Here is a 23,937-nt window from a genome sequence, read left to right on the forward strand (position 1 = left end):
GAGGCGAGTTTACGGCGCTCAGCCCGTCGACACCTCCGCGGCGGTGCGCAGTTCGCCGGAGATCACGTGGACGGCGAGGGAGCCCGGGTATCCCTTGCGGGTCAGCAGCGCGTCCAGGCGCCGTGAGAGTCGCCGACGGTGGGTGCCGTCACGTTCGCTGCGGAGCTGCTCCCGGTCGCGGTGCCCGATACGGGAGCGCACCAGGTCCCGGCAGCGCCGCTCCTCGTCCGTGTCGCCGCTGCCCAGGGCGCCATCGATCCACTGCGCATCGACCTGCTTCGTCTCGAGCTCTCGGCGCAGTGCCGCGTCGCCGAGGGCCCGCAGGTCACGACGCTGCTGCACCCAGTCCCGGGCGAAGGCCTCGTCGTCGATCAGGCCTGCCCGGTCGATGCGGGCCATCGCCTCGTGGGCGATCGCGCCGGGCACCTCGCGCTGCCGGAGCCGTTCCCGCATCTCCCCGGCCGACCGGCGCCGCGAGGCGAGCAGCCGCATCAGGTACCGACACTCGTGGACCACGGCCTTCTCCTGCGCGGCCCGCTCCGGGTCCGGGGCCGGCCGAGGCGCCTCGAGGATCTGCCGGGTGCGGTCGGCGAGGCGCGCGGCGACATCCCCGGAGGCGGCGCTGTCCGAGGGCGAGCCGGGCACGGGGACGCCGGCGGCGGGGACGACCGGCTGGTCGTCGGCGCCGCCGGCGCGGGGAGACGGGGACATCACTCAGATGGTGAGGGGAACGTCCTCGTCGAGGAACTCGTCCTCGCCGAGCGGCGCCGCGACCTCCGGAGCCTCCGAGGCCTCCGGGGCCTCCGGCTCGGCCGCGTACTTGCCCACACCGAGGGTGCGCAGGATCTTCTCCTCGATCTCGGCAGCCAGATCCGGGTTGTCCTTGAGGAACTGGCGGGAGTTCTCCTTGCCCTGTCCCAGCTGGTCCCCTTCGTAGGTGAACCAGGCACCGGACTTGCGCACCACGCCGTGCTCGACGCCGAGGTCCAGCAGGCCGCCCTCGCGGGAGATGCCCTCTCCGTAGAGGATGTCGAACTCGGCCTGCTTGAAGGGCGGGGCCATCTTGTTCTTCACCACCTTGACGCGGGTGCGGTTGCCGACGGAGTCGGCACCGGCCTTCAGCGTCTCGATGCGGCGGATGTCCATGCGCACGGAGGCGTAGAACTTCAGGGCCTTGCCGCCGGTGGTGGTCTCGGGGCTGCCGAAGAACACACCGATCTTCTCGCGCAGCTGGTTGATGAAGATCGCGGTGGTGCCCGAGGCGGAGAGCGCACCGGTGAGCTTGCGCAGCGCCTGGGACATGAGGCGGGCCTGCAGGCCGACGTGGGAGTCGCCCATCTCGCCCTCGATCTCCGCCTTCGGCACCAGGGCTGCGACCGAGTCGATGACCACGACGTCCAGCGCGCCGGAGCGGATCAGCATGTCCGTGATCTCCAGGGCCTGCTCACCGGTGTCCGGCTGGGAGACCAGCAGCGCGTCGGTGTCCACGCCGAGCTTCTTCGCGTACTCCGGATCCATCGCGTGCTCGGCGTCGATGAACGCGGCGATGCCGCCGTTGCGCTGGGCGTTGGCCACCGCGTGCAGGGCGAGCGTGGTCTTGCCGGAGGATTCCGGGCCGTAGATCTCGACGATGCGGCCACGGGGCAGCCCGCCGATGCCGAGCGCGGCGTCCAGCGAGACCGAGCCTGTGGGGATGACCTCGACGGGCGGCCGGGTGTCGTCACCCAGGCGCATGATCGAGCCCTTGCCGAACTGGCGGTCGATCTGCGCGAGGGCGTTGTCGAGCGAGGAGCTGCGGTTCTTCTCGGTCGATTTCGAGACCGGGGGCTTGGACGCGGACTTCGGTGCAGCCATGTGCTTGTTCCTTCCTGAGGGCCGGGAGTGCCGACGCGGGTGACCAGTGCGGCCACACTAGGCGCCGACCCCGACATTCGCCGTCGTCCCCGCCGCGCTGTGGACAGCGGGGCGATGGGGAGGGGAGATCGGTACGTGGAGGTGGTGCTGGAGGGACCGTCAGGGGACATCCTACCGAACAGGCGTTCGAACACGAGGGAGATCTCGGCGTGTCGCGCGCTGCGGTCTCAGCGGCGCCGCTGCTGCGCGGGGATCTCCCAGCGCGCGGACTCCGGGACCTCCATCGCCTCGCACAGCGCAGTCCACACCGCACGCACGGCGACCCCGTGCTCGAGGGCCTCCGCGGCACTCAGGCCGCCGATCTCCTCGAGCACGAGGTCGTGCGTATAGGCGCGGGCGAGGGCAGGGCCGAACACGTGGTCGGCCAGCTCCGAGAACTCGCTGCGCCGCACCTCAGCGGGCGCCGACGAGCGGCGCGGTGCCGTCCGCGAGACCCTCCGGGACCGTGTCCGGGATCGTCACCTGCTCGGCGATCGCGATCCTCTCGGACACCTCGCGGAGGACGAAGGACAAGGGGAGACCCAATGCGTCGGTCACCGAGACCAGCAGCTCGCTGGATGCCTCCTTCTGACCTCTCTCGATCTCACTGAGGTAGCCCAGCGACACACGGGCATCGGAGGACACCTGTCGCAGGGTGCGGCCCTGCGTGCGGCGCGCGTCGCGCAGCACGTCGCCCAGCTCCTGGCGGAACAGGATCATGGACCTGCCTCCTCTCCTCTGACTCGGGGTGAACACGTGGTGCAGTGCGGGATTCCGGTACGTCGATGTCATCACGAACAGTCCAACGCGGTGGACCACGGAAGTGTTCCCCCGAGTGTAGTGGCCCACCCCCGACAGTTCGCTGAACCGTGTGCATGGTGGGACGGTGGGGAGGAACCCTCCGCCGTCCGCAGCTGAGCTGGGGAGCCGTCTACTCCGTGAGCGCGACGGACAGCATCTCGATCGCGGCGTCGACCGTCAGGGCGCGGATCCGGGCTCTCCCGCCGCTGAGACGGAGTTCACGGATGAGCGTGGGCAGGCCCCGTCGGGCGAGCCCGAGCACGACGGTCCCCTCGGCGGCCCCGCGCTCATCCGGACCGGGGCCCGCCACCCCCGTGGTGGAGACGGCGAGGTCCGCGCGGTACAGGGACAGCGCGCCCTCGGCCATGGCAGCGGCGACCTCCGCGGTGACCGCGCCGGTGGCGGCGAGCAGAGCCGCATCCACGCCGAGCACCCGCGTCTTGGCCTCCAGGGAATAGCAGGCCGCTCCCCCGGCGATCACCGCGCTGGCGCCGGGGACATCCACCAGACGGGCCACCACGGCTCCGGCGGTCAGGGACTCCGCGGTCGCGAGCGTCCATCCCCGCTCCCCGGCCCGCCGGATCACGTCGACGGGATCGGGGCCCGTCGCGGACCCGGTCGTGTCCTCGGGGCCCGCCGTGGTGCCGTCGGGCATCAGGCCTCGGCACCGCCGGCCAGGGCCTCACGCCGCAGCCGCAGGCCGTCCTTGAGGTTGACCAGTCCGGACCACACGGTCAGCACCACGGCCAGCAGCATCATGGCCAGCCCGATCCAGCGTGCCGGGGCCCACCACACCTCGAACGGGATCAGGCAGAAGGTGATGGCGATGGTCTGGACCATGGTCTTGGCCTTGCCCGCCATGTTCGCCGGCAGCGCGCCGTACTTCAGGATCGTGAACCGCATGACGGTGATCCCGATCTCGCGCACCAGGATCAGGATCGTCATCCACCACGGCACGTACTCCCAGACCGACAGCATGATCAGCGCCGCGCCGGTCATCGCCTTGTCCGCGATGGGGTCCATGAGCTTGCCGAAGTCGGTGATCAGGTTCCGGCTGCGGGCCAGGTGGCCATCGGCGAAGTCCGTGATCATCGCGAGCACGAACACCCCGGCGACCAGCAGCCGGCCGGGCACCGTCTCCGGGTACAGGATCGCGAGGACGACCAGCAGCGGGACCATCGCGCACCGCACCATGGTGAGGATGTTGGCGATGTTCCAGAGCGGGACCTCTGCGGTGCGCGGTGCGGTCATCAGGAGCTCCTGGGCTGGTGGTGGGGTGAGCGGCGGGACGGGTCAGGGTGGCGCAGGGTGCTCAGCGCCCGGTGAGGCTCCAGGCGTCCTCACCGTCCTCGCCGGAGTCGTCGTCGTAGTAGTCGGTGTCCGGCTCCGAGTCGTCCTCGGCCAGCGGGTCCTCGCCGTAGCGGTCGTGGGGCTCTCCCGCCCCCTCGGTCCCGACCGGGGTGCCCGGGGTGAGATCGACGGCCTGGTCCGCGCCGTAGGGCTCCTCCCCGGTGTCCTCGGACGGCACGTCCTCGCCGCGGATGCGGGCGATGGCGGTGCCGAGCTCGTCGGGATGGATGAGCACGTCGCGGGCCTTGGACCCCTCGGAGGGGCCGACGATCTCGCGCGACTCCAGCAGGTCCATCAGGCGGCCCGCCTTCGCGAAGCCCACCCGCAGCTTGCGCTGCAGCATCGAGGTGGAGCCGAACTGCGTGGTCACCACCAGCTCGGTCGCCTGCAGCAGCACGTCGAGATCGTCGCCGATGTCATCGTCGATCTGCTTCTTGGCGGCGACGACCTGGACGTCCTCGCGGTAGTTCGGCTTCATCTGGGTCTTGACGTGGTCGACGACCTTGTGGATCTCCGACTCGTTGACCCAGGCGCCCTGGACGCGCATCGGCTTGGCCTTGCCCATCGGATGGAACAGGGCATCGCCCTGACCGATGAGCTTCTCCGCGCCGACGGAGTCGAGGATGACGCGCGAGTCCTGCAGCGAGGAGGTCGCGAAGGCCAGCCGGCTGGGCACGTTGGCCTTGATGATGCCGGTGACGACGTCGACCGACGGGCGCTGGGTGGCGAGGATCAGATGGATCCCGGCCGCGCGCGCCAGCTGGGTGATCCGCTGGATCGACGCCTCGACATCGCGCGGGGCGACCATCATCAGGTCCGCGAGCTCGTCGACCACGACCAGCAGGTAGGGGTACGGGGCCAGCCTGCGCTCGCTGCCCGCGGGCACCTGGATCTCCCCGGCGCGGACGGCCTTGTTGAAGTCGTCGAGATGCTTGAACCCGAAGGTGGCGAGGTCGTCGTAGCGGGCGTCCATCTCCTTCACCACCCATTCGAGGGCCTCGGCGGCCTTCTTCGGGTTGGTGATGATCGGGGTGATCAGGTGCGGGATGCCCTCGTAGATCGTCAGCTCGACACGCTTGGGGTCCACCAGCACCATGCGCACCTCCTCGGGGGTGGCGCGCATCAGGATCGAGGTGATCATCGAGTTCACGAAGCTGGACTTGCCGGCGCCGGTGGCGCCCGCGACCAGCAGGTGCGGCATCTTGGCGAGGTTCGCGACCACGTAGCCGCCCTCGACGTCCTTGCCCACGCCCATCACCAGGGGGTGCTCGTTGCGGCGGGCCACCGAGCTGCGCAGCACATCGCCGAGGACCACGGTCTCGCGGTCGGTGTTGGGGATCTCGATGCCGATGGCCTTCTTGCCGGGGATCGGCGAGAGGATGCGCACGTCAGCGCTGGCGACGGCGTAGGAGATGTTCTTGTCCAGGGCCGTGACCTTCTCGACCTTGGTGCCGGGGTGGAGCTCGACCTCGTAGCGCGTGACCGTCGGCCCGCGGGAGAAGCCGACCACCTCGGCGTTGACGCTGAACTGCTCGAAGACCTCGCCGAGCGCGGCGACGACCTGGTCGTTGACCTCGGAGCGGGTCTTGTGCGGCGGTCCCTCCAGCAGGAAGGAGGACTCCGGCAGGGTGTAGACGACATCGCCGGCGAGCTCGAGCTGCTCCCCGGCGCGCGGGAGGTCGCCCATCGGCGGTGGGACCAGCTCGGGCTTCTCCTGCGCCGCCGGCTTCTGCGCGGTCGTCGTGGCGGGCACCGCCGCGGTCCGCCCCGCGCCCTTGCCCGGGGTGGGCATCGGCGTGGTGGCATGGGACGCGCCCGCAGCGCCCTGGGCGGGGAACGTCTTCGCGCGATGGTTCTCGTCCTGGACGCCGTCGACGACGTCCTCGGAGTCCGTGGCGGCGCTGCGGCGGGGCGCGGAGCGGCGGCGCTTGCGCTTCGCGGTCGCGGTGGCCGCGGCGTCCTCGTCCACGCCCTGCTCGAAGGCCTCGTCGCCGACGTAGCCGAAGCTCTCGTGGTCGCGCTCGGCGGCCTCGGCCTTCTCCTTCCGGGTGCGGCGACGGGGGCGGCCCGTCGGCTGCGCCTCGGTGGACTGCTCGTGGACGGCGGGATCCACCCGGCGCGGACGCAGGCCGAAGGCGATGCGCTCCTCGTCCTCCTCCTCGCTGCGGCCCACCATCTCCTCGTACACGCCGCGCAGGCGCGACGGGATGGACTCGACCGGGGTGGCGGTGAGCACCAGGACGCCGAAGGCGATCAGCACCGAATGGAGGACGATCACGGCGACCGGGGGCACCAGCGCCTGAAGCGGCGCGGCGGCGAGGTAGCCCAGCACGCCGCCGCCGCGGGCCAGGGCATCGATGCCGTCGGCCGGGGCGGGCAGCCGGGCGGAGACCGAGGCGATGGCGGAGAGGGCGGTGAGCAGGATCGCGATCCCGATCGCGATGCGGGAGTTGGCGCGCACCTGGTCGGGACGGCGGAACATCCGCAGCGACCAGCCGGCGGCCAGCAGCGGGATCACCATCGAGGAGATGCCGAAGGTGCCGGCCACCACGGTGTGGACCGCCCCGAACACGGGGCCGGCCGACTGCCACCACTCGACGACGGCGACCAGCGTCGCGATCAGCAGCAGGAACAGTGCGTAGCCGTCGCGCCGCTGCTCGGGCGCCACCTCCCAGCGCTGCACGCCGATCGAGCGGACCATGCCACCGACCATCCGGGCGATCGCCAGATAGCCGGAGCGCACTGCGCGCACCGGCAGGGGGAGCGTCGAGGGGTCGTTCGCCGCGGAGCCGCTGGTGCGCGAGGTGCCGGCAGCAGAGGTCCGCGAGGAGCCTTTCGACGCACGTGCGGGGGAAGACGTACGTGTCGCCATGGCCCCGATCCTACCGCCCGCACCGCCTCGCACCCGGGAGGCGACGCGGACGGCACCATCCCGCCGGGCACAGATCACGTGGGGGCGGAGGCCCGGGGACGGTGTCCTCAGGACTCGATGACGAGGGGGATGATCATCGGTCGGCGGCGCAGGCGCCGACCGACGTAGCGCCCCACCACCCGGCGCATGACCTGCTGCAGCTGCTGGGTGTCGCGGCGGTATGCCTGATCCGCGACGGCCTGCTCGAGCGCCGCGATGATCTCGGGGCGGATCGTCTCGAAGACCCGCATGTCCTCCGCCACGCCGCGGGCGTGGATCTCGGGGCCGGCGACGAGCGCCCCGGTCTCGGAGTCGACCACGGCGAACAGGGAGATGAAGCCCTCGTCCCCCAGGATCCGGCGGTCCCTCAGGTCGGCCTCGGAGAGCTCTCCGACGCTCGAGCCGTCGACGTACACGTAGCCGCTCGGCACCTGGCCGACGGTCCGCGCGATCCCGTCCTTCAGATCGACCACATGGCCGTCCCTCGCGAGCACGATCCGCTCGCGCGGCACTCCGGTGGCCTCGGCGAGCTTCCCGTTGGCGACGAGGTGGCGGATCTCGCCGTGGATCGGCATCACGTTCCTCGGCCGCACGATGTTGTAGCAGTACAGCAGTTCGCCTGCGCTCGCGTGGCCCGAGGTGTGGACCTTCGCATTGCCCTTGTGGACCACCTCGGCGCCGAGCGCCAGCAGTCCGTTGACCACCCGGAACACGGCGTTCTCGTTGCCGGGGATGAGGGAGGAGGCGAGGATGACGACGTCTCCCGGGCCCACGCTGACCCGGTGGTCGCCCTGCGCGATCCGGCCCAGCGCCGCCATCGGCTCGCCCTGGCTCCCGGTGCACATCAGCACCACCTGCTCCGCGGGCAGGCTGTCGATCTGCTTGACGTCGATCACGGTGTGCTCGGGGATGTCGAGGTACCCCAGCTCTGCGGCGATGCCCATGTTGCGCACCATCGAGCGGCCGACGAAGGCGACCTTCCGTCCGTGCGCGGCGGCGGCGTCCAGCACCTGCTGGACGCGGTGGACATGGCTGGAGAAGGAGGCGACGACGATCTTCTGCCCGGCCCGGGCGAAGAGTGCGTCCAGGGTGGGACCGATCTCCTGCTCGCCGACGGTGAAGCCGGGGACCTCGGCGTTGGTGGAGTCGGTCATGAACAGGTCGACCCCGGCCTCGCCGAGACGGGCGAAGGCGCGCAGGTCCGTGATCCGGCCGTCCAGCGGCAGCTGGTCCATCTTGAAGTCGCCGGTGTGCAGCACGGTGCCCGCCGGGGTGGTCACGTGCACCGCGAGGGCGTCGGGGATGGAGTGGTTGACCGCGACGAACTCGCAGTCGAAGGGGCCGAGACCCTGCTGCTGCCCTTCGGTCACTGTGAGGGTGACGGGCCGGATGCGGTGCTCCCTGAGCTTCGCCTCGAGGAGGGCGAGCGTGAGCCGGCTGCCCACCAGCGGGATGTCCGGTCTCTTCCGCAGCAGGTACGGCACCGCGCCGATGTGGTCCTCGTGGCCGTGGGTGAGCACGATGGCGTCGACGTCGTCGAGCCGGTCGGCGATGTGGCCGACGTCGGGCAGGATCAGGTCCACCCCGGGCTGGGTGTCCTCGGGGAACAGCACTCCGCAGTCGACGATGAGCAGCCGTCCCGCGAACTCGAGCACGGTCATGTTGCGGCCGACGTCACCGAGCCCGCCGAGGGGGACGATGCGCAGCGTGCCCTCCGGCAGCGGCGGTGGTGGCGAGAGTCGCTGGGAGTGGACGGCGGGCATCGGGACCTCCGAGCATCTGCGGGCGGGAGCGCGTCAGCGGGCGGGAGCGCGTCAGCGGGTGGACGTGCCTGGTGGGGCAGGTCAGAGCAGGCCGGCGGCGTCCAGTGCGGCGCTGAGCATGCGCAGCTGGTCGGCGTCCGCCGGGACGTGGGGGCCGCGCATCGCGGCGTGGGGCAGCACGCCCTGCAGATGCAGCGCCGCCTTCGCGGCCACGGCTCCGGGCATGTGGTTCATGATCGCGTCGACCACCGGGACCAGCTGGTGATGGGCCTCGCGGGCGGCGGCCAGGTCGAAGCGGTCGACAGCATCGATCATCGCTCTCTCGAGGTCGCCGGCCACCTGCCCCACCACGGACACGATCCCCACTGCGCCGATCGACAGCCAGGGGAGATTCAGCCCGTCCTCACCCGAGTAGTAGACGAGGTCGGTCTGCTCCATGATCCGCGAGGCCTGCTGCAGGTCCGCCTTGGCGTCCTTGACGGCGCGGATCCGCGGGTTCTCCCCCAGGCGCAGGAGCGTCTCGTAGGCCAGCGGGGTCCCGGTGCGGCCCGGGATGTCGTAGAGCATGACCGGCAGGTCCGTGGAGTCGGCGATCGCGGTGGTGTGCGAGATGATCCCGGCCTGGCTGGGCTTCGAGTAGTACGGCGTGACGACCAGCAGGCCGTCGATGCCGAGCTTCGCGTGCTCACGTGCGAGATCGATCGAGTGGGCGGTGTCATAGGTGCCCACGCCGGCGACCACGGTGATCTCGGGGCCGACGGCGTCGCGCACCGCCCGCGCGAGCTCGAACTTCTCCACATCGGTGAGGGTGGGCGCCTCGCCGGTGGTGCCGGAGACCACGATCATGTCGTGGCCGTGCTCGACGAGGTGGACGGCGAGCTGCTGGGCGGTCTCGAGGTCCACCTTGTGGCCGTCCTCGGTGAGCGGGGTGACCATTGCGGTCCCCACCGCGCCGAAGGGCCGCGCGAGGCGCAGGTCGGTGCTGGTCATGATCTCCTCCCGAAAATACTCTGACTCCCGGAGCCTAGACCAGGACGGCGTGATCTCACCGCTGTGACGCGATGCCGAGATCCACCAGGATCGCCATCGGGGTGCGCTGGCGGCCCTGACCGAGGGGATTGTCGGCGAAGGTCGCCTCGAGGTGCTCGTGCGGGGTCGCCACATCGGACCCCAGGACGTTGCGCCCGATGTCGTTGGCATCCATCACCACGGTGCCCACGAAGCTCTCGCGCAGGGAGGCGGGGATGTCCGCTGCGCGGATCGCGGCGGAGATCCGTGCGGAGACCGCATCCGGATCCTTCGGCGGGAGCTTGGCGGAGACGTTCGAGGGGAAGGCGGAGTAGGGCGTGGGGCCGTCGATGGCTCGCACGTTCGCGCCGACGACCTCGTAGAACAGTCCCCTGCGGCCCACCACCTTGCCGGCGGCGCCCGCGGCGGAGGCGGCGAGCACGCGGGGCAGCCCGACCTCGCGGATGGCCAGCTCCATGGTGGTTGGGTCGCCCAGGCCGATGCCGGCCGGGGTGCGGCTGACGAAGCGGCTGAGCACCTTCGCCGAGCGACGCGGCCTGACCTCCCAGGTGAACCAGGAGCGGCCCTGCGAGATCGCGATGATCTTCTCGCTGATCACGAAGTACCACGGCGCACCTGCGGGCACGGCGTCGGCGGGGAGATCGGCGGCGAAGCGCTCGATCCGCTGCCGGGCGAGCGACTCGATGTCGTCCCCGCGCGCCACCAGCTCGGTCTGCAGCGGCAGCCGGCGCCAGGGGTGTCCATCGGCAGCGGAGACCAGATCGAGCTGCTTGCCGGGGTTGGCGACGTAGTCGCTCTTGGGCGCTTCGGTCTCCGCCTCCGGCGCGGCGGCCGCCGCCGGCGCGGATGCGGGGGCGCCGTCGGCGTCGGCGTCGGCCGAGCCGCCGAGCGCGCGGACCGCACCGTCGGCATCGTCGAAGAAGGTGCGCATCCACAGCTCGACGTTCAGCAAGCGCCAGAACATCAGGGTGCCGTGGTTCTCGGGATGGGCGATGTAGTCGTCGAACAGCGCCAGCACGCTCGCGGCGTCGAAGTAGGGGCGCGCGGCGAAGGACGGCGAGGCGAAGATCTCCCGCAGCTGCGGGGCGATCGAGCGGAACCACTCCCCCTCGGGCGTGGTGAAACCGATCTTGTTGCGCCGCTTGGAGATCATGTCGGGGAGGATCCCGTCCATGGACTCGCGCAGGATCCGCTTGTTCCAGCCGTCGTGGATGATCGCGGACTCATCGAGGGAGAACAGGAACTTCAGCAGCTCCTTGTCCACGAAGGGGACCCGCCCCTCGATGCTGAAGCGCATCGTGTTCTTGTCCTCATAGCGGAGCAGGGAGGGCAGCGAGGAGCGGAAGGTGTCCTCGAGCAGCCGCTCCTTGAGGTCGTCCTGGACGGAGGAGACCTTCTCGCCGCTGTGCTCGGCGACGAAGCCGGAGTTCAGCAGCGCCTCGATCGGCACCGAGGTGCGGCCGGAGAACTTCGTGCGGGCGAGCTTGCGCAGGATGTCGCGGGAGCCGACGATCTCGCTCGCGAGCTCCTTGAACCGCTTCTGGCGACGCAGCTGGCGCAGGTAGACGTAGAAGTACGGGTTGTACCCGGCCATCATCTCGTCCGCGCCCTGGCCGTCCAGCAGCACGGTGACGTGCTGGCTGGCCTCGCGCATCACCGCGTACTGGGCGTACGGGCCGGTGGAGATGATCGGCTCCTCCTGCGTGCGCACGAAGTCGTGCACGTCCTCGAGGAAGGCGGCGGGCTGCGGGGTGATCTTGTGGGAGGCGATCTGGCTCTGGTAGTCCTCCAGCAGCGCGTCCACGTAGCGCTCCTCATCGTTCGAGGAGTTCGGGAACACCGCGGAGAAGGTGTTCTGGCGGGTGCCGACGGCGCTGTAGCGCTCGTCCTCGGGCTGCTCACGCAGCTGACGGGCGATCACGGCGGCGACCGCGGAGGAGTCCAGGCCGCCGGAGAGCGAGGTGCCCACGGGCACCTCGGACTGCAGACGCAGACGCACCGATTCCTGGAACCGCTCGCGATACTCGTCCACGACCTGCTCGTCGTAGGGACGGGCGGGGCGGGCGGCGATCTCGCGCAGCTCGTCCTGCAGGCGGGTGAAGGAGGAGACCTCGGTGCCGTCGGCACGGATCTCGAGCACCTCGCCGGCCATCAGCCGGTGCACTCCCGCGAAGAAGGTCTGCGAGTCGTCGTCCTGGACCCGGAACTTCAGGTAGCGGTAGACCGCGCGGTCGTCCGGCGCGGCCTCGAACACGCGCGCGGCCAGCAGCGAGCGGATCTCCGAGCCGAACACCACGCGCGGACCGTCCGCGGCGTCGGGGTCGCTCCAGTAGTAGAGCGGCTTGATGCCGAAGTGGTCACGGGCCACGGTCACGGTGCCGGTGTGCGCGTCATGGATCGCGAAGGCGAACATGCCGTTGAAGCGGTCGTAGGCGTCGGTGCCCCACTCCGCATGGGCCTCCAGCAGCACCTCCGTGTCGGAGTCGGTGCGGAAGACGTGGCCGAGGCCCTCGAGCTCGGCGCGCAGGTCGAGGTAGTTGTAGGCCTCGCCGTTGTAGATGATCGTGTACCGACCGTCCGCGGTGGTCATCGGCTGGGCGCCGTGCTCGCGGTCGATGATCGCGAGCCTGCGGTGGGCCAGCCCGGTCCGGTCATCGACGAAGAGGCCCTCACCGTCGGGACCGCGATGGGCGAGCGCGCCGCTCATCCGGCGGGCGATGTCCTCGGTGTCAGCACCGAATCCATAGGTACCGGCGATTCCGCACATACGACGAGTCCTTTCGAGGGGGACGGCTTCCGCCCGCGATCACGACTCCCGACGGCGGGGCGCAGGGGCGTCGAGGACGCCTCCGTCGGCTCCGGGCGTGCGGACGGACCGGGTTCGGCCGCCCGAGCCTATCAACGCCGGTGGGCACGTCGATGCAGGCGCGACGTGAGGTTCAGCGTCCGCGGCGCGAGAGCAGCAGCTCGGTGCCGTCGACCCGCACCTCGAGATCGTCCAGCGAGGTGACCAGCGCATCCGCGAGCGGAGCAAGGTCCCCCGCCGGCGTGGTGCTGGTCACCGCGACGGTGCGGGCCCCGGCGGCCGCCCCGGAGCGCAGCCCGCCGATCGAGTCCTCGATCACGATGCTCGCGGCCGGCTCCGCACCGAGCCTCTCGGCCCCCAGCAGATAGGGCTCCGGGTCGGGCTTGCCCCGGGTGACCTGGTCCGCCGTGACGAGACCGGCGGGGACCGGCAGTCCGGTCCGGGCCCAGCGGGCCTCGAACAGCGGCGCCGTGCAGGAGGTGACGATCGTCCAGGTGGGTCGGCCCAGCTGCTCGGCGGCGGCATCGAGCTCGGCGAGCAGCCGCGCCGTGCCCGGCAGCACCACGATCTCGTCGACGTCGGCGATCTCGAGCGCCTCCACCCGGTGGTGCGCCGCCGTGAGCTCGTCCTCACCGAGCTCGGGGAGGACCTCGGCGAGCACCTGCCGGGCCGGCTTGCCGTGCTGCTCGGCCCCGAACTCGAGGTCGGCGCCGAGCTCGGTGAACAGTCGGTTCCAGGACCGCTCGACGGCAGCGCCGGAGTCGATCAGGGTGCCGTCCATGTCCAGCAGCAGCACTGCTCCGTGCAGCGGCAGTGCGTGCTCGTGCTCGCGGCGGGAGGCAGGATCCGAAGAGGCGGTCATGGTCCTAGATTCTCACATCGCACGATGGACGGCTCGGCGGCGTCGTCCCTGGTGATCGTAGAGTGGCGAGCATCATGACGACCGCTTCACCCGGCCCGCGAGCGGCGCGCCCCTCCCCCTCGGGCACCACCGCCGAGCGCCTGCGCAGCATCCGTCGCAACGGCCTGTCCATCGGGGTCGCGACCGGTCTGTACGGCATCTCCTTCGGCGCGCTCGCGACGGCCTCGGGACTCGATGTCTGGCAGGCGATGGTGCTCTCGGCGGTGATGTTCACCGGCGGCAGCCAGTTCGCGTTCATCGGCGTGGTCGGCGGCGGCGGCTCCGCGCTCGGGGCGGCGCTGGCCTCGCTGCTGCTGGGCATCCGCAACACGCTGTACGGCCTGATCCTGGCCCCCTCGCTGCCGCGGGGCGGGTTCCGGGGTCTCGCCCGGGCGCACCTGACGATCGACGAGTCGGCCGCGCTGGCGGCCGGCGGCGCCAGCACCGCCCAGAAGCGGGCCGGGTTCTGGGCGGCGGGGGTATCGGTGTACCTCTTCTGGAACCTGTTCTCCCTGGTGGGGGCTCTCGCCGGGCAGCACATCGCGGATCCGGGAGCATGGGGCCTGGATGCGGCCGCGGCGGGGGCGTTCATCGCGCTGCTGTGGCCGCGCCTGCGCAGCGGGGAGGCGGTGGCGGTCGCGGTGGCCGCTGCCTTCGTGGCCCTGGTGACCACCCCGGCGCTGCCCTCGGGGCTGCCGGTGCTGGCGGCGGCGCTGGTGGCCGTGGTCGCAGGGCTGCTGCCCTCGCGGCGCGGGCCCGTCCACCGCGACGGAGTCGAGATCGAGGAGGAGCAGCGATGAGCCTGCTGTGGATCGCGGTGATCGCCGCCTCGGTGCTGTCCTTCGCCCAGAAGTGGATCGGCTACCAGGCCCCACCGGATGTGCTCGAACGGCCCCGGGTCTCCCGGATCACGACTCTGCTCCCGATCGCTCTGCTGGGCGCCCTGGTCGCGACCCAGACGGCGACCAGCGGCAGCGAGATCGTGCTCGATGCGCGCCTGGCGGGGCTCGCGGCGGCGGTGGTGCTGCTCGTACTGCGCGCCCCGTTCCTGGTCGTCGTGGTCGGGGCCGCAGTGGTCGCGGCGGGGCTGCGGGCACTAGGCTGGGCCTGAGAACCGCCCGGAATGGCCTGCACGTCGATAAGGACGGTGAGGGCATGATGCGGAGAACACGATGGCCTCGGGGCATGGTCATCGCAGTGGATCCTCGAAGCCGGTTGCTCCACCTGCTGTACGACCACTCGGCGTTGCGCCTCGAGAATACGCGCGGCCTCCCACCGCTGATCTCGGAGCCGCCGATCATCGCCGCCTCTGAGCCCGTGCATCCTTCGGGTAAGAGCTGGCAGGACGAGTGGGAGCAAAGCTGGGACGCCACACGGCAGTGGTATCGCACCAGGACCCGTGACACTCCCCCGGAGTCTCCACCGAGGCACCGGATCCGTGACGACGCGGGGCGGGAGGTTCTCGACGACGACGAACGGTCACGATGGTTCGACGAGGTGGCTCCCGTCGACCTCACCGCGGCCCGGACGTCACCCGAGCATGTGTGTCTGGACGCGCTCGTCCCGGCGTGGCGCACGGGGCTCGAGACCATCCTGGTCCTCCCCTATCGAGGTGAGCACGCCGAGCGCCTCTCCCTGGGCACCCTGCTCGTCTCCCCGGCGACGCGTCGTTCGCCGTCGGCTTTTCGCAAGGCGCTCACCGCTCCTCCTCCGACAGGCGCCCTGCGGCGGTGATCGCCGATGCTGCGGGGGCAAGGAACTCGGTCCTCAGCCGCGATGCTCGGCGATGGCGCGTCGGGTCGCCATCCGGGCACCCTTGCGGTCGCGCAGCGCGTCATAGGCCAGGGCTAGCCGGAACCAGGCGCGCCAGTCGTGCTCGGCGCCGTCCTGGATCGCGGTGCGGGCGGCCTCGAACTCGGCCCGGGCATCCTCGTCGTCGGCCTCGGCCGGGGGCTCGTACTGCCGGGCGAGGCGCCCGGAGCCGAGTCCGAAGAGCATCTCCCGCCAGGTCACCCAGATCGTGAGCAGCAGTAGGATGACGATGCCGAGGGCGAGGCCGAAGCCCAGCGCGCTGCCGGCGCGGACGAAGCCCCAGGCGATCCAGCCCAGGCCCCAGGCATAGGCCGCGGTGATCAGCACCAGCGCGGCGACGAAGAGCTTCTCCTTCATCTGCTCGCCCGGCTCAGCCGAGGTCCATGAAGCCGTCGAGGCCCACGGTGAGGCCCGGATGGGCGGCGACCTCGCGCACGCCCAGCAGCACGCCGGGCATGAAGCTGATGCGGTCGAAGGAGTCGTGGCGCAGCGTGAACTGCTCCCCCACCCCGCCGAACTGGACGACCTCGTGGGCGACCAGGCCGCGCTGGCGCACGGCGTGGACGTGGATGCCGTCGACGACCGCGCCACGGGCTCCGGCCGGGTCCTTCTCGGTCGCATCCGGCACCGGGCCCAGTCCCGCGGCGGCCCGGCCGCGGGCGATCGCGGCGGCGGTGTGGGTCGCGGTCCCGGAGGGGGCGTCGAGCTTGTTCGGGTGGTGCATCTCGATGATCTCGGCGCTCTCGTAGTACCGGGCGGCGATCTCCGCGAAGCGCATGGCCAGCACCGCACCGATGGCGAAGTTCGGGGCGATCAGCACGCCGACGCCGTCGGTGCCCTCGAGCCGGGCCCGGAGCTCGCCGAGGGACTCCTCGGTCCAGCCGGTGGTGCCGACCACGGCGTGGATGCCGTGCTCGACCAGCCAGTGCACGTTCTCGCCGGTCGCGGACGGGACGGTGAGGTCGATCGCGACCTCGGCGCCGGCCGCGGCCACGGCGTCGAGAGGATCGCCGCGGCCGATGCGGGCCACCAGCTCGAGATCCTCCGCCTCCTCGACGGCGGCGCAGGCGGCCGCCCCCATGCGGCCGGAGGCGCCGAGCACGGCGACGCGGGTGGGGCGGGACGGCGACTGGGTCATGGTTCTCCTCGAGGGCGATGAGCGGGGGACGGTGCGGGACGAACGGGGCGGGGTGCGCTCAGCGCTCCGGGCCGACCTCGACCCGGGTGCTGAAGGAGCCGGCGAGCTGGGTGGCGAGCGCGCTGACATCGTCCACGCCGACGGCACCGATGCGCGCCAGGGTCTCGTCGACGCCGGTGTAGCGGCCGTGGACGAGCTCGATGGTGCCCAGCCGGCCCATCCGGGAGCTGGTGTCCTCGAGCCCGAGGGCGAAGGAGCCGGTGATCTGCCCCTTGGCGCGGGCGAGCTCGAGCTCGTCGATGCCCTGCTCCCCCATCCGGGTCAGCTCCTCGGCGAGCAGCTCGACCACCTGGGAGGTGCGGCCGGGCCGGCAGGCGGCATACATGCCGAACAGCCCGGCATCGCGATAGCCGGCGCTGAAGGAGTAGACCGAGTACGCCAGCCCGCGCTGCTCGCGGATGTTCTGGAACAGGCGGGAGGACATCCCCCCGCCGAGGATCGACATCAGCACCGAGAGGGCGTGGCGGTCCTCGCTGAGGGCGGTGAGCCCGTGGCCGCCGAGGAAGATGTGGTTCTGCTCGGTGGACCGGTCGAGGCGGTGCGGGGAGAGCGCGGCGACCTCGGCGGGGGCGGCGGCGAGGCCTCCGCCGTCCCTCGCCCGGTGCGCGGAGCGGGTGCCCGGATCCGGCAGGGCACCGTCGGCCAGTTCCCAGCCGCCGCGGCGCAGCCCGGCCTGGAGCAGCCCGGCGAGCTCGTCATGATCGAGATCGCCGACGGCGGTGACCACCAGGTTGTCCGGCCGGTAGTGCTCGGCGAAGTGGGCGCGCACGTCCTCGATGGTCAGCGCCTGCACGCTCGCGGCGGTACCGCCGACGGGCCGGCCGATCGGCGTCTCGGGGCCGAGCACGTCGGCGAGGAAGGTCTCGTAGCCGACATCGGTGGGGTCGTCCTCGGCCATCGCGAGCTCCTCGAGGATGACCTCGCGCTCGGTGACCAGGGCATCCTGCTCGAGGAGGGACGCGGTGATCATGTCGGTGAGCACGTCCACGGCCATCGGGATGTCCGCCGAGCGGACCCGACCGTAGTAGAGGGTGTGCTCCTTGGCGGTGAGGGCGTTGGAGTCCCCGCCCACCTCGTCGAAGGCGGTGGCGATGTCCATCGCGCTGCGGCGGCGGGTGCCCTTGAACAGCAGGTGCTCGAGCACGTGGGTGGAGCCGGCATGGGCCGGGGTCTCGTCCCGGGAGCCGACCGGCAGCCACAGCCCGATGGTCGCGCTGCGCACGCTGCGGTCGGTCTGGGTCAGCAGCCGCACTCCCCCGGGCAGGATGCTGCGGCGCACCCCGGTCGCGGGATCCAGCAGCACGTCGGAGGCAGGGTCATCGAAGGAGAGGTCGAGAGGCATCGATCGATTGTTCCACGGGTCGGGGCCTGCACGGGGCGAGCGGTGCGTCACTGCCCCGGCGAGGACGGACAGGGGCGGCGAGGGAGGGCGCAGAGGCAGGACGGGGAGGCATCCGCGCGGATGCCTCCCCGTCCTGGGGTGCCGACCGCGGCCGGCAGGCGGATCACTCTGCGGAGCTGCCCTCCGCGGGGGTCTCCTCGGCCTCGTCCTCGATCACGGCGAGGGAGATCTTGCCGCGGGCGTCGATCTCGCGGATCTCCACCTCGATCTTCTGACCGACCTTGGCGACGTCCTCGACGTTGTCGACCCGCTTGCCGTCGTTCAGCTTGCGCAGCTGGGTGACGTGGAGCAGTCCGTCCTTGCCCGGGGTCAGCGAGACGAAGGCGCCGAAGTCGACCACGCGCACGACGGTGCCGAGGTAGCGCTCGCCGATCTCGGGGACCATCGGGTTGGCGATGGCGTTGACCGCGGCGCGGGCGGCCTCGGCCGAGGGGCCGTCGGTGGCGCCGATGTAGACGGTGCCGTCGTCCTCGATGGTGATGTCCGCACCGGTGTCGTCCTGGATCTTGTTGATCATCTGGCCCTTCGGGCCGATGACCGCACCGATCTTGTCGACCGGGACCGTGACCGCGAGGACGCGCGGGGCGTGCGGGCTCATCTCGTCGGGCACGTCGATGGCCTCGCCGAGCACGCCGAGGATCGCCAGGCGGGCCTCGTGGGCCTGCGACAGCGCGCCGGTGAGCACGGAGGTCGGCAGACCGTCGAGCTTGGTGTCGAGCTGGATCGCGGTGACGAACTCGCCGGTGCCGGCGACCTTGAAGTCCATGTCGCCGAAGGCGTCCTCGGCACCGAGGATGTCGGTGAGGGCCGCATAACGAACCTCGGACTCCCCTGCAGCGTTCTCGATGGTGTCCGAGATCAGGCCCATGGCGATGCCGGCGACCGGGGCGCGCAGCGGCACCCCGGCGTTCAGCAGCGACAGGGTGGAGGCGCAGACGGAGCCCATCGAGGTGGAGCCGTTGGAGCCGAGGGCCTCGGAGACCTGACGGATCGCGTAGGGGAACTCCTCGCGGGTGGGCAGGACGGGGACCAGGGCACGCTCGGCGAGCATGCCGTGGCCGATCTCGCGGCGCTTCGGGGAACCGACGCGGCCGGTCTCGCCGGTGGAGTACGGCGGGAAGTTGTAGTGGTGCACGTAGCGCTTGCGCGTGACCGGCCCGAGCGAGTCGATCTGCTGCTCCATCTTGAGCATGTTCAGCGTGGAGACGCCCATGATCTGGGTCTCGCCGCGCTGGAACAGGGCGGAGCCGTGCACGCGCGGGAGCACCTCGACCTCGGCGGAGAGCGCACGGATGTCGCGCAGGCCGCGACCATCGATGCGGACGCCGTCGGTGAGGACCTTGGTGCGCACGACCTGCTTGGTCAGCGCGCGGAATGCCCCGGAGACCTCCTTCTCGCGGCCCTCGAGCTGCTTGCCCTCGCCGGCGAGCTCCTCGGTGACCTCGGCGACCAGCTGGTCGGTGCGCTCCTCGCGCTCGGTCTTCGCCGCGATGGACATGACCTCCGCGAGGCGCTCGCCGGCAGCGGCCTCGACCGCGGCGTAGGCATCGTCCTGGAAGTCCAGGAACAGCGGGAACTCGCGCACCGGCTTGGCGGCGGTGACGGCCAGCTCCTGCTGGGCGACGCAGAGGCTGCGGATGAAGACCTTGGAGGCCTCCATGCCCTCGGCCACGACGGCCTCGGTGGGCGCGATCGCGCCCTGCTCCTTGATGAGGGTCCAGGCGTTGTCGGTGGCCTCGGCCTCGACCATCATGATCGCGACATCCTGGTTCCCCGCCTCGTCCTCGACGATGCGGCCGGCGACGACCATGGAGAACACGGCCTCGTCCAGCTGCGAGAAGGTCGGGAAGGCGACCCACTGGCCGCCGCCCTGGGCGTTCGGCATGAGGGCGATGCGCACCGCGCCGATCGGGCCGTTGAAGGGCAGACCGGAGATCTGGGTGGAGGCGGAGGCGCCGTTGATGCCGACGACGTCGTACGCGTCCTCGGGGCCGTTCGCCATGACGGTCAGGACGACCTGGACCTCGTTGCGCAGGCCCTTCACGAAGGCCGGGCGCAGCGGGCGGTCGGTCAGGCGGCAGGCCAGGATCGCGTCGGTGCCGGGACGGCCCTCACGACGGAAGAACGAGCCCGGGATGCGGCCCGCGGCGTACATGCGCTCCTCGACGTCGATCGTGAGCGGGAAGAAGTCGAAGTGGTCCTTCGGCTTGCTCGACACGGAGGTCGCCGAGAAGACCATGGTGTCGTCGTCGAGGTAGACGGCGACGGCGCCGGCGGCCTGCTGGGCCAGCCGGCCGGTCTCGAAGCGGATCTCGCGCCGGCCGTAGGAGCCGTTGTCGATGACTGCGGTGGTGGTGGTGATGTCGGGGCCTTCCATGGCCATGTGACTCTCCTTGATGACGGGGGCCCTGCCGGTGCGGCCTTCGTCAGTCACCTGCGGTGCCGGGGTCCCGGGCCTCCGGGTCTCCTGCTCCGCGGGCCACTGCCGAGGACCGAACCTGGTCGGGGCGGTGGACGGGTGTCCCGCCGTCCGAGGACGGTGGGCACACGAAACCGCCGCCCGCCCTCAGGGGCGAGCGGCGGCGATCGTCAGCGGCGGATGCCGAGACGCTTGATCAGCGAGCGGTAGCGCTCGATCTCGACGCCCTGCAGGTACTGCAGGAGGCGCTTGCGCTGACCGACCAGCAGCATCAGACCACGACGGGTGTGGTGGTCGTGCTTGTGGTCCTTGAGGTGCTCGGTCAGGTAGGTGATGCGATGGGTGAGCAGCGCGACCTGGACCTCGGGCGAACCGGTGTCGCCCTCGGTGGTCCCGTACTCCTTGATGATCTGCTGCTTCGTAGCGGTGTCGAAGGCCATGGCTCTCCTGGGTCGTTGCGCGGCGCTCCGGGACCTCGTGTCCGGGCTCTGGGACGAGCGGGCCCCGCGACGCGCCTGCCCGGGGGCCGGTGCGACGAGTGGGGCGGAATCGCTCTCCGCGGCCGATAAGACGGCTCGGGCAGAATATCAGTCAGGGATGCCGGGCCGGGAGTACTCCGCGGCGAGAGTGCGGCGGGTCACCTCGACGTCCTCGTCCATCTGCTCGACCAGCGTCTCGATGGAGTCGAACTTCAGCGTGGGGCGCTGATAGTCGACGAATTCCAGGCGCACCAGGTCTCCGTAGAGGTCCAGGTCATGGTCGCCGTGCACGTACGCCTCGACGGTGCGGCAGGGGGCGCCGCCGGCCCCGCCCTCGCCGTCGGGGGCGAAGGTCGGATTGGTGCCGATGGAGATGGTCGCGGGGGCCCCGGCCAGCGGCGAGGTCCCCAGGTGGGCGGGGATCTGCTCGGCGACGGTCAGATATCCGGCGTAGACCCCGTCCGCCGGGATCAGTCCGGCCGGTGAGGGGCCGAGGTTCGCCGTCGGGAAGCCGAGCTCGCGCCCGCGGCGGAAGCCGTGATGGACCACATCGGTGACCGTGTGCAGCCGACCCAGTGCCTGGTTCGCGGCGGCCACGTCCCCGTCGAGCAGGTCGCGGCGGATCCCCGAGGAGGAGATGCGACCGGCTCCGACGCCGTCCGGGCCCAGCTCGTCCACGGTCACGACCTCGAAGCCGTACTGCTCACCGAGCTCGCGCATGGTCTCGATGGTGCCGAGGTTGCCCCGACCGAACAGCGCGTCCTCACCGAGGACCACGCACCGCGCACCGAGCCCCTCGACCAGGAAGATGCGCACGAACTCCTCGGGCGAGTGCTGCGCGAAGTCGACGGTGAACTCGAGATCCAGCACGCCGTGCATCCCGGCCAGCAGGAGCAGGCGGTCACGGTCCTCGTGACCGGTCAGCAGCGGGGTGCGGGCGGGGTCGCCCATCACATGACGAGGATGGGGCCAGAAGGTGAGCGCCACCGGCGCGAGCGATCGCGTCTCGGCATGGTGCCGCAGCTGATCGAGCACGAACCGGTGCCCGCGATGGACCCCGTCGTAGTTGCCGATCGAGACCGCGGTGGGTCCGAGCTCAGCGGGCACCTCCTGGACGGAATGCCAGATGGGGACTCGGGTCACGACGCGGTCATGTCCTTCCGGGGCCGGATGCGCTCCTGCCAGGAGTGCGCAGTGTTCACAGGGTTCGAGTGAGCTCGGGGGCGCCGGGGTCGACGCGGCAACGAGGATCGCCGGTGCATACTGTAGCGCCCGCCGGCCGGTCGCACGGTGAGCGCCGGTGTCATCCAGCACGGCCGAGCCCGCTGCCCGCAGCGGAGTCGAGGACGGTTCGCCGCCGGCCGCCACCGTGACCGGCTCACCAGGCGCCGACCGCTGCAGCGATGCAGAGTTGTGACGAAGGTCCGACGGTTCTCCATATCGTGGGATATTGCCCCTCCGTTAGTCTGAGAGACAAGGCGGCGCCGGGGAGGGACCCCTGTGCCCTCCCGCATACACCAGCGGGGGCAGTCACGACGGCCGCCGAGAACGGATCTGTTTCCATGACGAACGTGACCGATGGGGCCGCGCCGGGCGGCCCGTCCCGACCCACCGGCCGTCACAGCCGTCGCCGAGCAGCACTCCTGCTGGTGGCCGTCCTCGCCGTCATCGCCGTCGTCCTCGCCGGCGGTGCGCTGGCCTACGCCAAGCAGTTCGAGGGCCGTGCGCTGCCGGGCACCACGGTGCTCGGTCAGGACGTCGCCGGCCAGACCCCGGAGGAGATCGCCGCACTGGTGGCCGAGCGGGGAGAAGGGGTGACGGTCACCGTCACCGCCGGGGACCAGCAGCTCGACAAGAGCCTCGCAGATCTCGGCGTGAGCGTCGATGCAGCCGCCACCGCGCAGGCCGCCGTCGACCGCGACGACTCCTTCGCGGGCGTGCTCGCCTCGACCTGGTCGGGCGAATTCGTCGTGGAACCGGTCGTGACCGTCGACCGGACAGCGACCGCGGCCTTCGCCGAGGGCCTCGTGCCCGAGGACCGGACGAACCCGGTCAACGCCTCGGTCACCTTCGACGAGGATGCCCGGACCTGGACCACCGAGCCCGGCCGCAACGGCCAGGGCGTCGACCCGGAGCCCCTGGTCGCCGCGGTGACCGAGAACGCCGCCGCACTCGAGGACTTCGCCGTCGAGCAGCCCATCGAGGAGATCGCCCCGGCGATCACCACCGACGAGGCGGAGGAGGTCGTCGGCTCCATCTCCACCCTGCTCGAGCAGCCGATGTCGATCACCGGCGCCGACGGCGAGACCCACGAGGTCTCCCCTGAGCGCCGCAACGACTGGATCTCCGTGGCCCCTGCCGAGGACGGCCAGTCGCTGCACATCGTCGTGGACGAGGAGTCCGTGCGCGAGTGGGTCGCTGCCCGCGCCGAGCAGGATGCCGTCGAGGCGGAGGACGGGATCGAACAGGTCGACGAGAACGGCGAGGTCGTCAAGGTCGTGGCCGAGAAGCAGGACGGCCTGAAGATCACCAACACCGACGCGATCGCGGAACAGCTGATCACCGCGCTGAAGGGCATCACGCCCCTCGAGGCCGCCTTCGAGTCGACGACGATCGAGGCCGAGGTCGAGCAGGTGGACGCTCCCGAGCCCGAGAAGGAGAAGGCCGCGGACGGGGAGAAGAGCACGGTCCCGGCGAATCCGACCGGCGAGAAGTGGATCGACGTCGATCTCTCCCAGAAGACCGTCACCGCCTACGTGGGCGACACCCCGGTGTGGGGCCCGCGTGCGATGGTCGACGGCAAGCCCGGCAACGAGACCGTCACCGGCACCTACGAGATCTACCTGCGCTATGAGCGCCAGGACATGACCAACGCGGCGTACTACCCCGAGGATCACCCGAAGTACTACCTCACCGAGGACGTCCCGTGGGTGCAGTACTTCCACCGCGGATTCGGTTTCCACGGTGCGCCGTGGCGCTCCTCCTTCGGGTACTCCGGTTCGCACGGCTGCATCAACATGCCGGTCTCCGATGCGAAGTGGCTGTACGACTGGGCGAGCATCGGCACCAAGACCGTGGTCCACTACTGATCTGCAGATCATCCTGCCCCGAGGGCAGCTGACGCGGGGCATCCACCGGCCGGTGGGTGCCCCGCGTCGGTGGTCCCGGCGCCC

21 protein-coding genes are annotated in these 23,937 nt (G+C 71.0%); 4 read left to right on the plus strand and 17 right to left on the minus strand.

From position 1 onward, the window contains the following. Positions 1-18: 18 nt before the first annotated feature. The 11 genes from CFK38_RS14210 to CFK38_RS14260 all read right to left on the minus strand — a co-directional run bounded on the left by CFK38_RS14210 (position 19) and on the right by CFK38_RS14260 (position 13,415). Positions 19-711 carry a regulatory protein RecX gene (locus tag CFK38_RS14210; RefSeq protein ID WP_096803655.1) on the minus strand — a complete coding sequence of 231 codons (693 nt, stop codon included), beginning with the start codon at positions 709-711 and terminating at the stop codon, positions 19-21. 3 nt (positions 712-714) lie between these two features. Beyond that, positions 715-1,854, minus strand: a complete 1,140-nt coding sequence (recA, locus tag CFK38_RS14215; protein ID WP_096803656.1) for a recombinase RecA — start codon at positions 1,852-1,854, stop codon at positions 715-717. A gap of 227 nt (positions 1,855-2,081) precedes the next feature. Continuing rightward, the gene (locus CFK38_RS14220) at positions 2,082-2,306 is read right to left on the minus strand and encodes a DUF3046 domain-containing protein (protein ID WP_096803657.1); all 225 of its coding nucleotides are present in this window, start codon (positions 2,304-2,306) and stop codon (positions 2,082-2,084) included. 1 nt (position 2,307) lies between these two features. Then, on the minus strand, positions 2,308-2,613 hold the full coding sequence (locus CFK38_RS14225) for a helix-turn-helix domain-containing protein (protein ID WP_096803658.1): 306 nt from the start codon (positions 2,611-2,613) through the stop codon (positions 2,308-2,310). Between the two features lie 211 nt (positions 2,614-2,824). Then, a complete protein-coding gene (locus CFK38_RS14230) occupies positions 2,825-3,349 on the minus strand; it encodes a CinA family protein (RefSeq protein WP_096803659.1) in 525 nt (174 codons plus the stop codon). Next, a complete protein-coding gene (gene pgsA / locus CFK38_RS14235) occupies positions 3,349-3,945 on the minus strand; it encodes a CDP-diacylglycerol--glycerol-3-phosphate 3-phosphatidyltransferase (protein ID WP_096803660.1) in 597 nt (198 codons plus the stop codon). Before pgsA ends, CFK38_RS14230 begins: the two co-directional genes overlap by 1 nt. Before the next feature lie 61 nt (positions 3,946-4,006). Continuing rightward, positions 4,007-6,916 (minus strand): FtsK/SpoIIIE family DNA translocase, encoded by a 2,910-nt coding sequence (locus CFK38_RS14240; protein WP_172895804.1) that lies wholly within the window; start codon positions 6,914-6,916, stop codon positions 4,007-4,009. 107 nt (positions 6,917-7,023) lie between these two features. Beyond that, entirely contained in the window at positions 7,024-8,718 is a 1,695-nt protein-coding gene (locus CFK38_RS14245) for a ribonuclease J (protein WP_096803662.1), read from the minus strand. A gap of 81 nt (positions 8,719-8,799) precedes the next feature. Further along, on the minus strand, positions 8,800-9,708 hold the full coding sequence (dapA, locus tag CFK38_RS14250) for a 4-hydroxy-tetrahydrodipicolinate synthase (protein WP_096803663.1): 909 nt from the start codon (positions 9,706-9,708) through the stop codon (positions 8,800-8,802). 55 nt (positions 9,709-9,763) lie between these two features. Then, on the minus strand, positions 9,764-12,514 hold the full coding sequence (gene asnB / locus CFK38_RS14255; protein ID WP_096803664.1) for an asparagine synthase (glutamine-hydrolyzing): 2,751 nt from the start codon (positions 12,512-12,514) through the stop codon (positions 9,764-9,766). A 172-nt stretch (positions 12,515-12,686) separates the two neighbouring features. Beyond that, positions 12,687-13,415, minus strand: a complete 729-nt coding sequence (locus CFK38_RS14260) for an HAD family hydrolase (protein ID WP_096803665.1) — start codon at positions 13,413-13,415, stop codon at positions 12,687-12,689. Between the two features lie 74 nt (positions 13,416-13,489). Here CFK38_RS14260 and CFK38_RS14265 point away from each other — a divergent pair, with 74 nt between their 5' ends. From CFK38_RS14265 to CFK38_RS17415, 3 genes are all read left to right on the plus strand, one after another. After that, positions 13,490-14,254 (plus strand): AzlC family ABC transporter permease, encoded by a 765-nt coding sequence (locus CFK38_RS14265; RefSeq protein WP_096804384.1) that lies wholly within the window; start codon positions 13,490-13,492, stop codon positions 14,252-14,254. Further along, positions 14,251-14,565 (plus strand): AzlD domain-containing protein, encoded by a 315-nt coding sequence (locus CFK38_RS14270; RefSeq protein WP_096803666.1) that lies wholly within the window; start codon positions 14,251-14,253, stop codon positions 14,563-14,565. Before CFK38_RS14265 ends, CFK38_RS14270 begins: the two co-directional genes overlap by 4 nt. 74 nt (positions 14,566-14,639) lie before the next feature. Beyond that, positions 14,640-15,188, plus strand: a complete 549-nt coding sequence (locus CFK38_RS17415) for a hypothetical protein (protein ID WP_096803667.1) — start codon at positions 14,640-14,642, stop codon at positions 15,186-15,188. Between the two features lie 33 nt (positions 15,189-15,221). Here the strand turns inward: CFK38_RS17415 and CFK38_RS14280 are convergent, their stop codons facing one another. From CFK38_RS14280 to CFK38_RS14305, 6 genes are all read right to left on the minus strand, one after another. Then, on the minus strand, positions 15,222-15,623 hold the full coding sequence (locus CFK38_RS14280) for a hypothetical protein (RefSeq protein ID WP_096803668.1): 402 nt from the start codon (positions 15,621-15,623) through the stop codon (positions 15,222-15,224). 13 nt (positions 15,624-15,636) lie between these two features. Beyond that, on the minus strand, positions 15,637-16,404 hold the full coding sequence (gene dapB / locus CFK38_RS14285) for a 4-hydroxy-tetrahydrodipicolinate reductase (RefSeq protein ID WP_096803669.1): 768 nt from the start codon (positions 16,402-16,404) through the stop codon (positions 15,637-15,639). 58 nt (positions 16,405-16,462) lie between these two features. Next, complete coding sequence (locus CFK38_RS14290) at positions 16,463-17,806, minus strand: M16 family metallopeptidase (protein ID WP_096803670.1); 1,344 nt, start codon at positions 17,804-17,806, stop codon at positions 16,463-16,465. A 163-nt stretch (positions 17,807-17,969) separates the two neighbouring features. Next, the gene (locus tag CFK38_RS14295; protein WP_157773589.1) at positions 17,970-20,243 is read right to left on the minus strand and encodes a polyribonucleotide nucleotidyltransferase; all 2,274 of its coding nucleotides are present in this window, start codon (positions 20,241-20,243) and stop codon (positions 17,970-17,972) included. A 212-nt stretch (positions 20,244-20,455) separates the two neighbouring features. Continuing rightward, on the minus strand, positions 20,456-20,725 hold the full coding sequence (gene rpsO, locus CFK38_RS14300; RefSeq protein ID WP_096803672.1) for a 30S ribosomal protein S15: 270 nt from the start codon (positions 20,723-20,725) through the stop codon (positions 20,456-20,458). A gap of 147 nt (positions 20,726-20,872) precedes the next feature. Continuing rightward, positions 20,873-21,907, minus strand: coding sequence for a bifunctional riboflavin kinase/FAD synthetase (locus tag CFK38_RS14305; RefSeq protein ID WP_096803673.1), 1,035 nt, complete (start codon positions 21,905-21,907; stop codon positions 20,873-20,875). Between the two features lie 419 nt (positions 21,908-22,326). On the opposite strand from CFK38_RS14305, the gene CFK38_RS14310 reads away from it, so the two are divergent. Continuing rightward, positions 22,327-23,853 (plus strand): L,D-transpeptidase family protein, encoded by a 1,527-nt coding sequence (locus CFK38_RS14310; RefSeq protein WP_096803674.1) that lies wholly within the window; start codon positions 22,327-22,329, stop codon positions 23,851-23,853. Positions 23,854-23,937: the final 84 nt, after the last annotated feature.

Source organism: Brachybacterium vulturis, from assembly GCF_002407185.1.
Classification (GTDB): domain Bacteria; phylum Actinomycetota; class Actinomycetes; order Actinomycetales; family Dermabacteraceae; genus Brachybacterium; species Brachybacterium vulturis.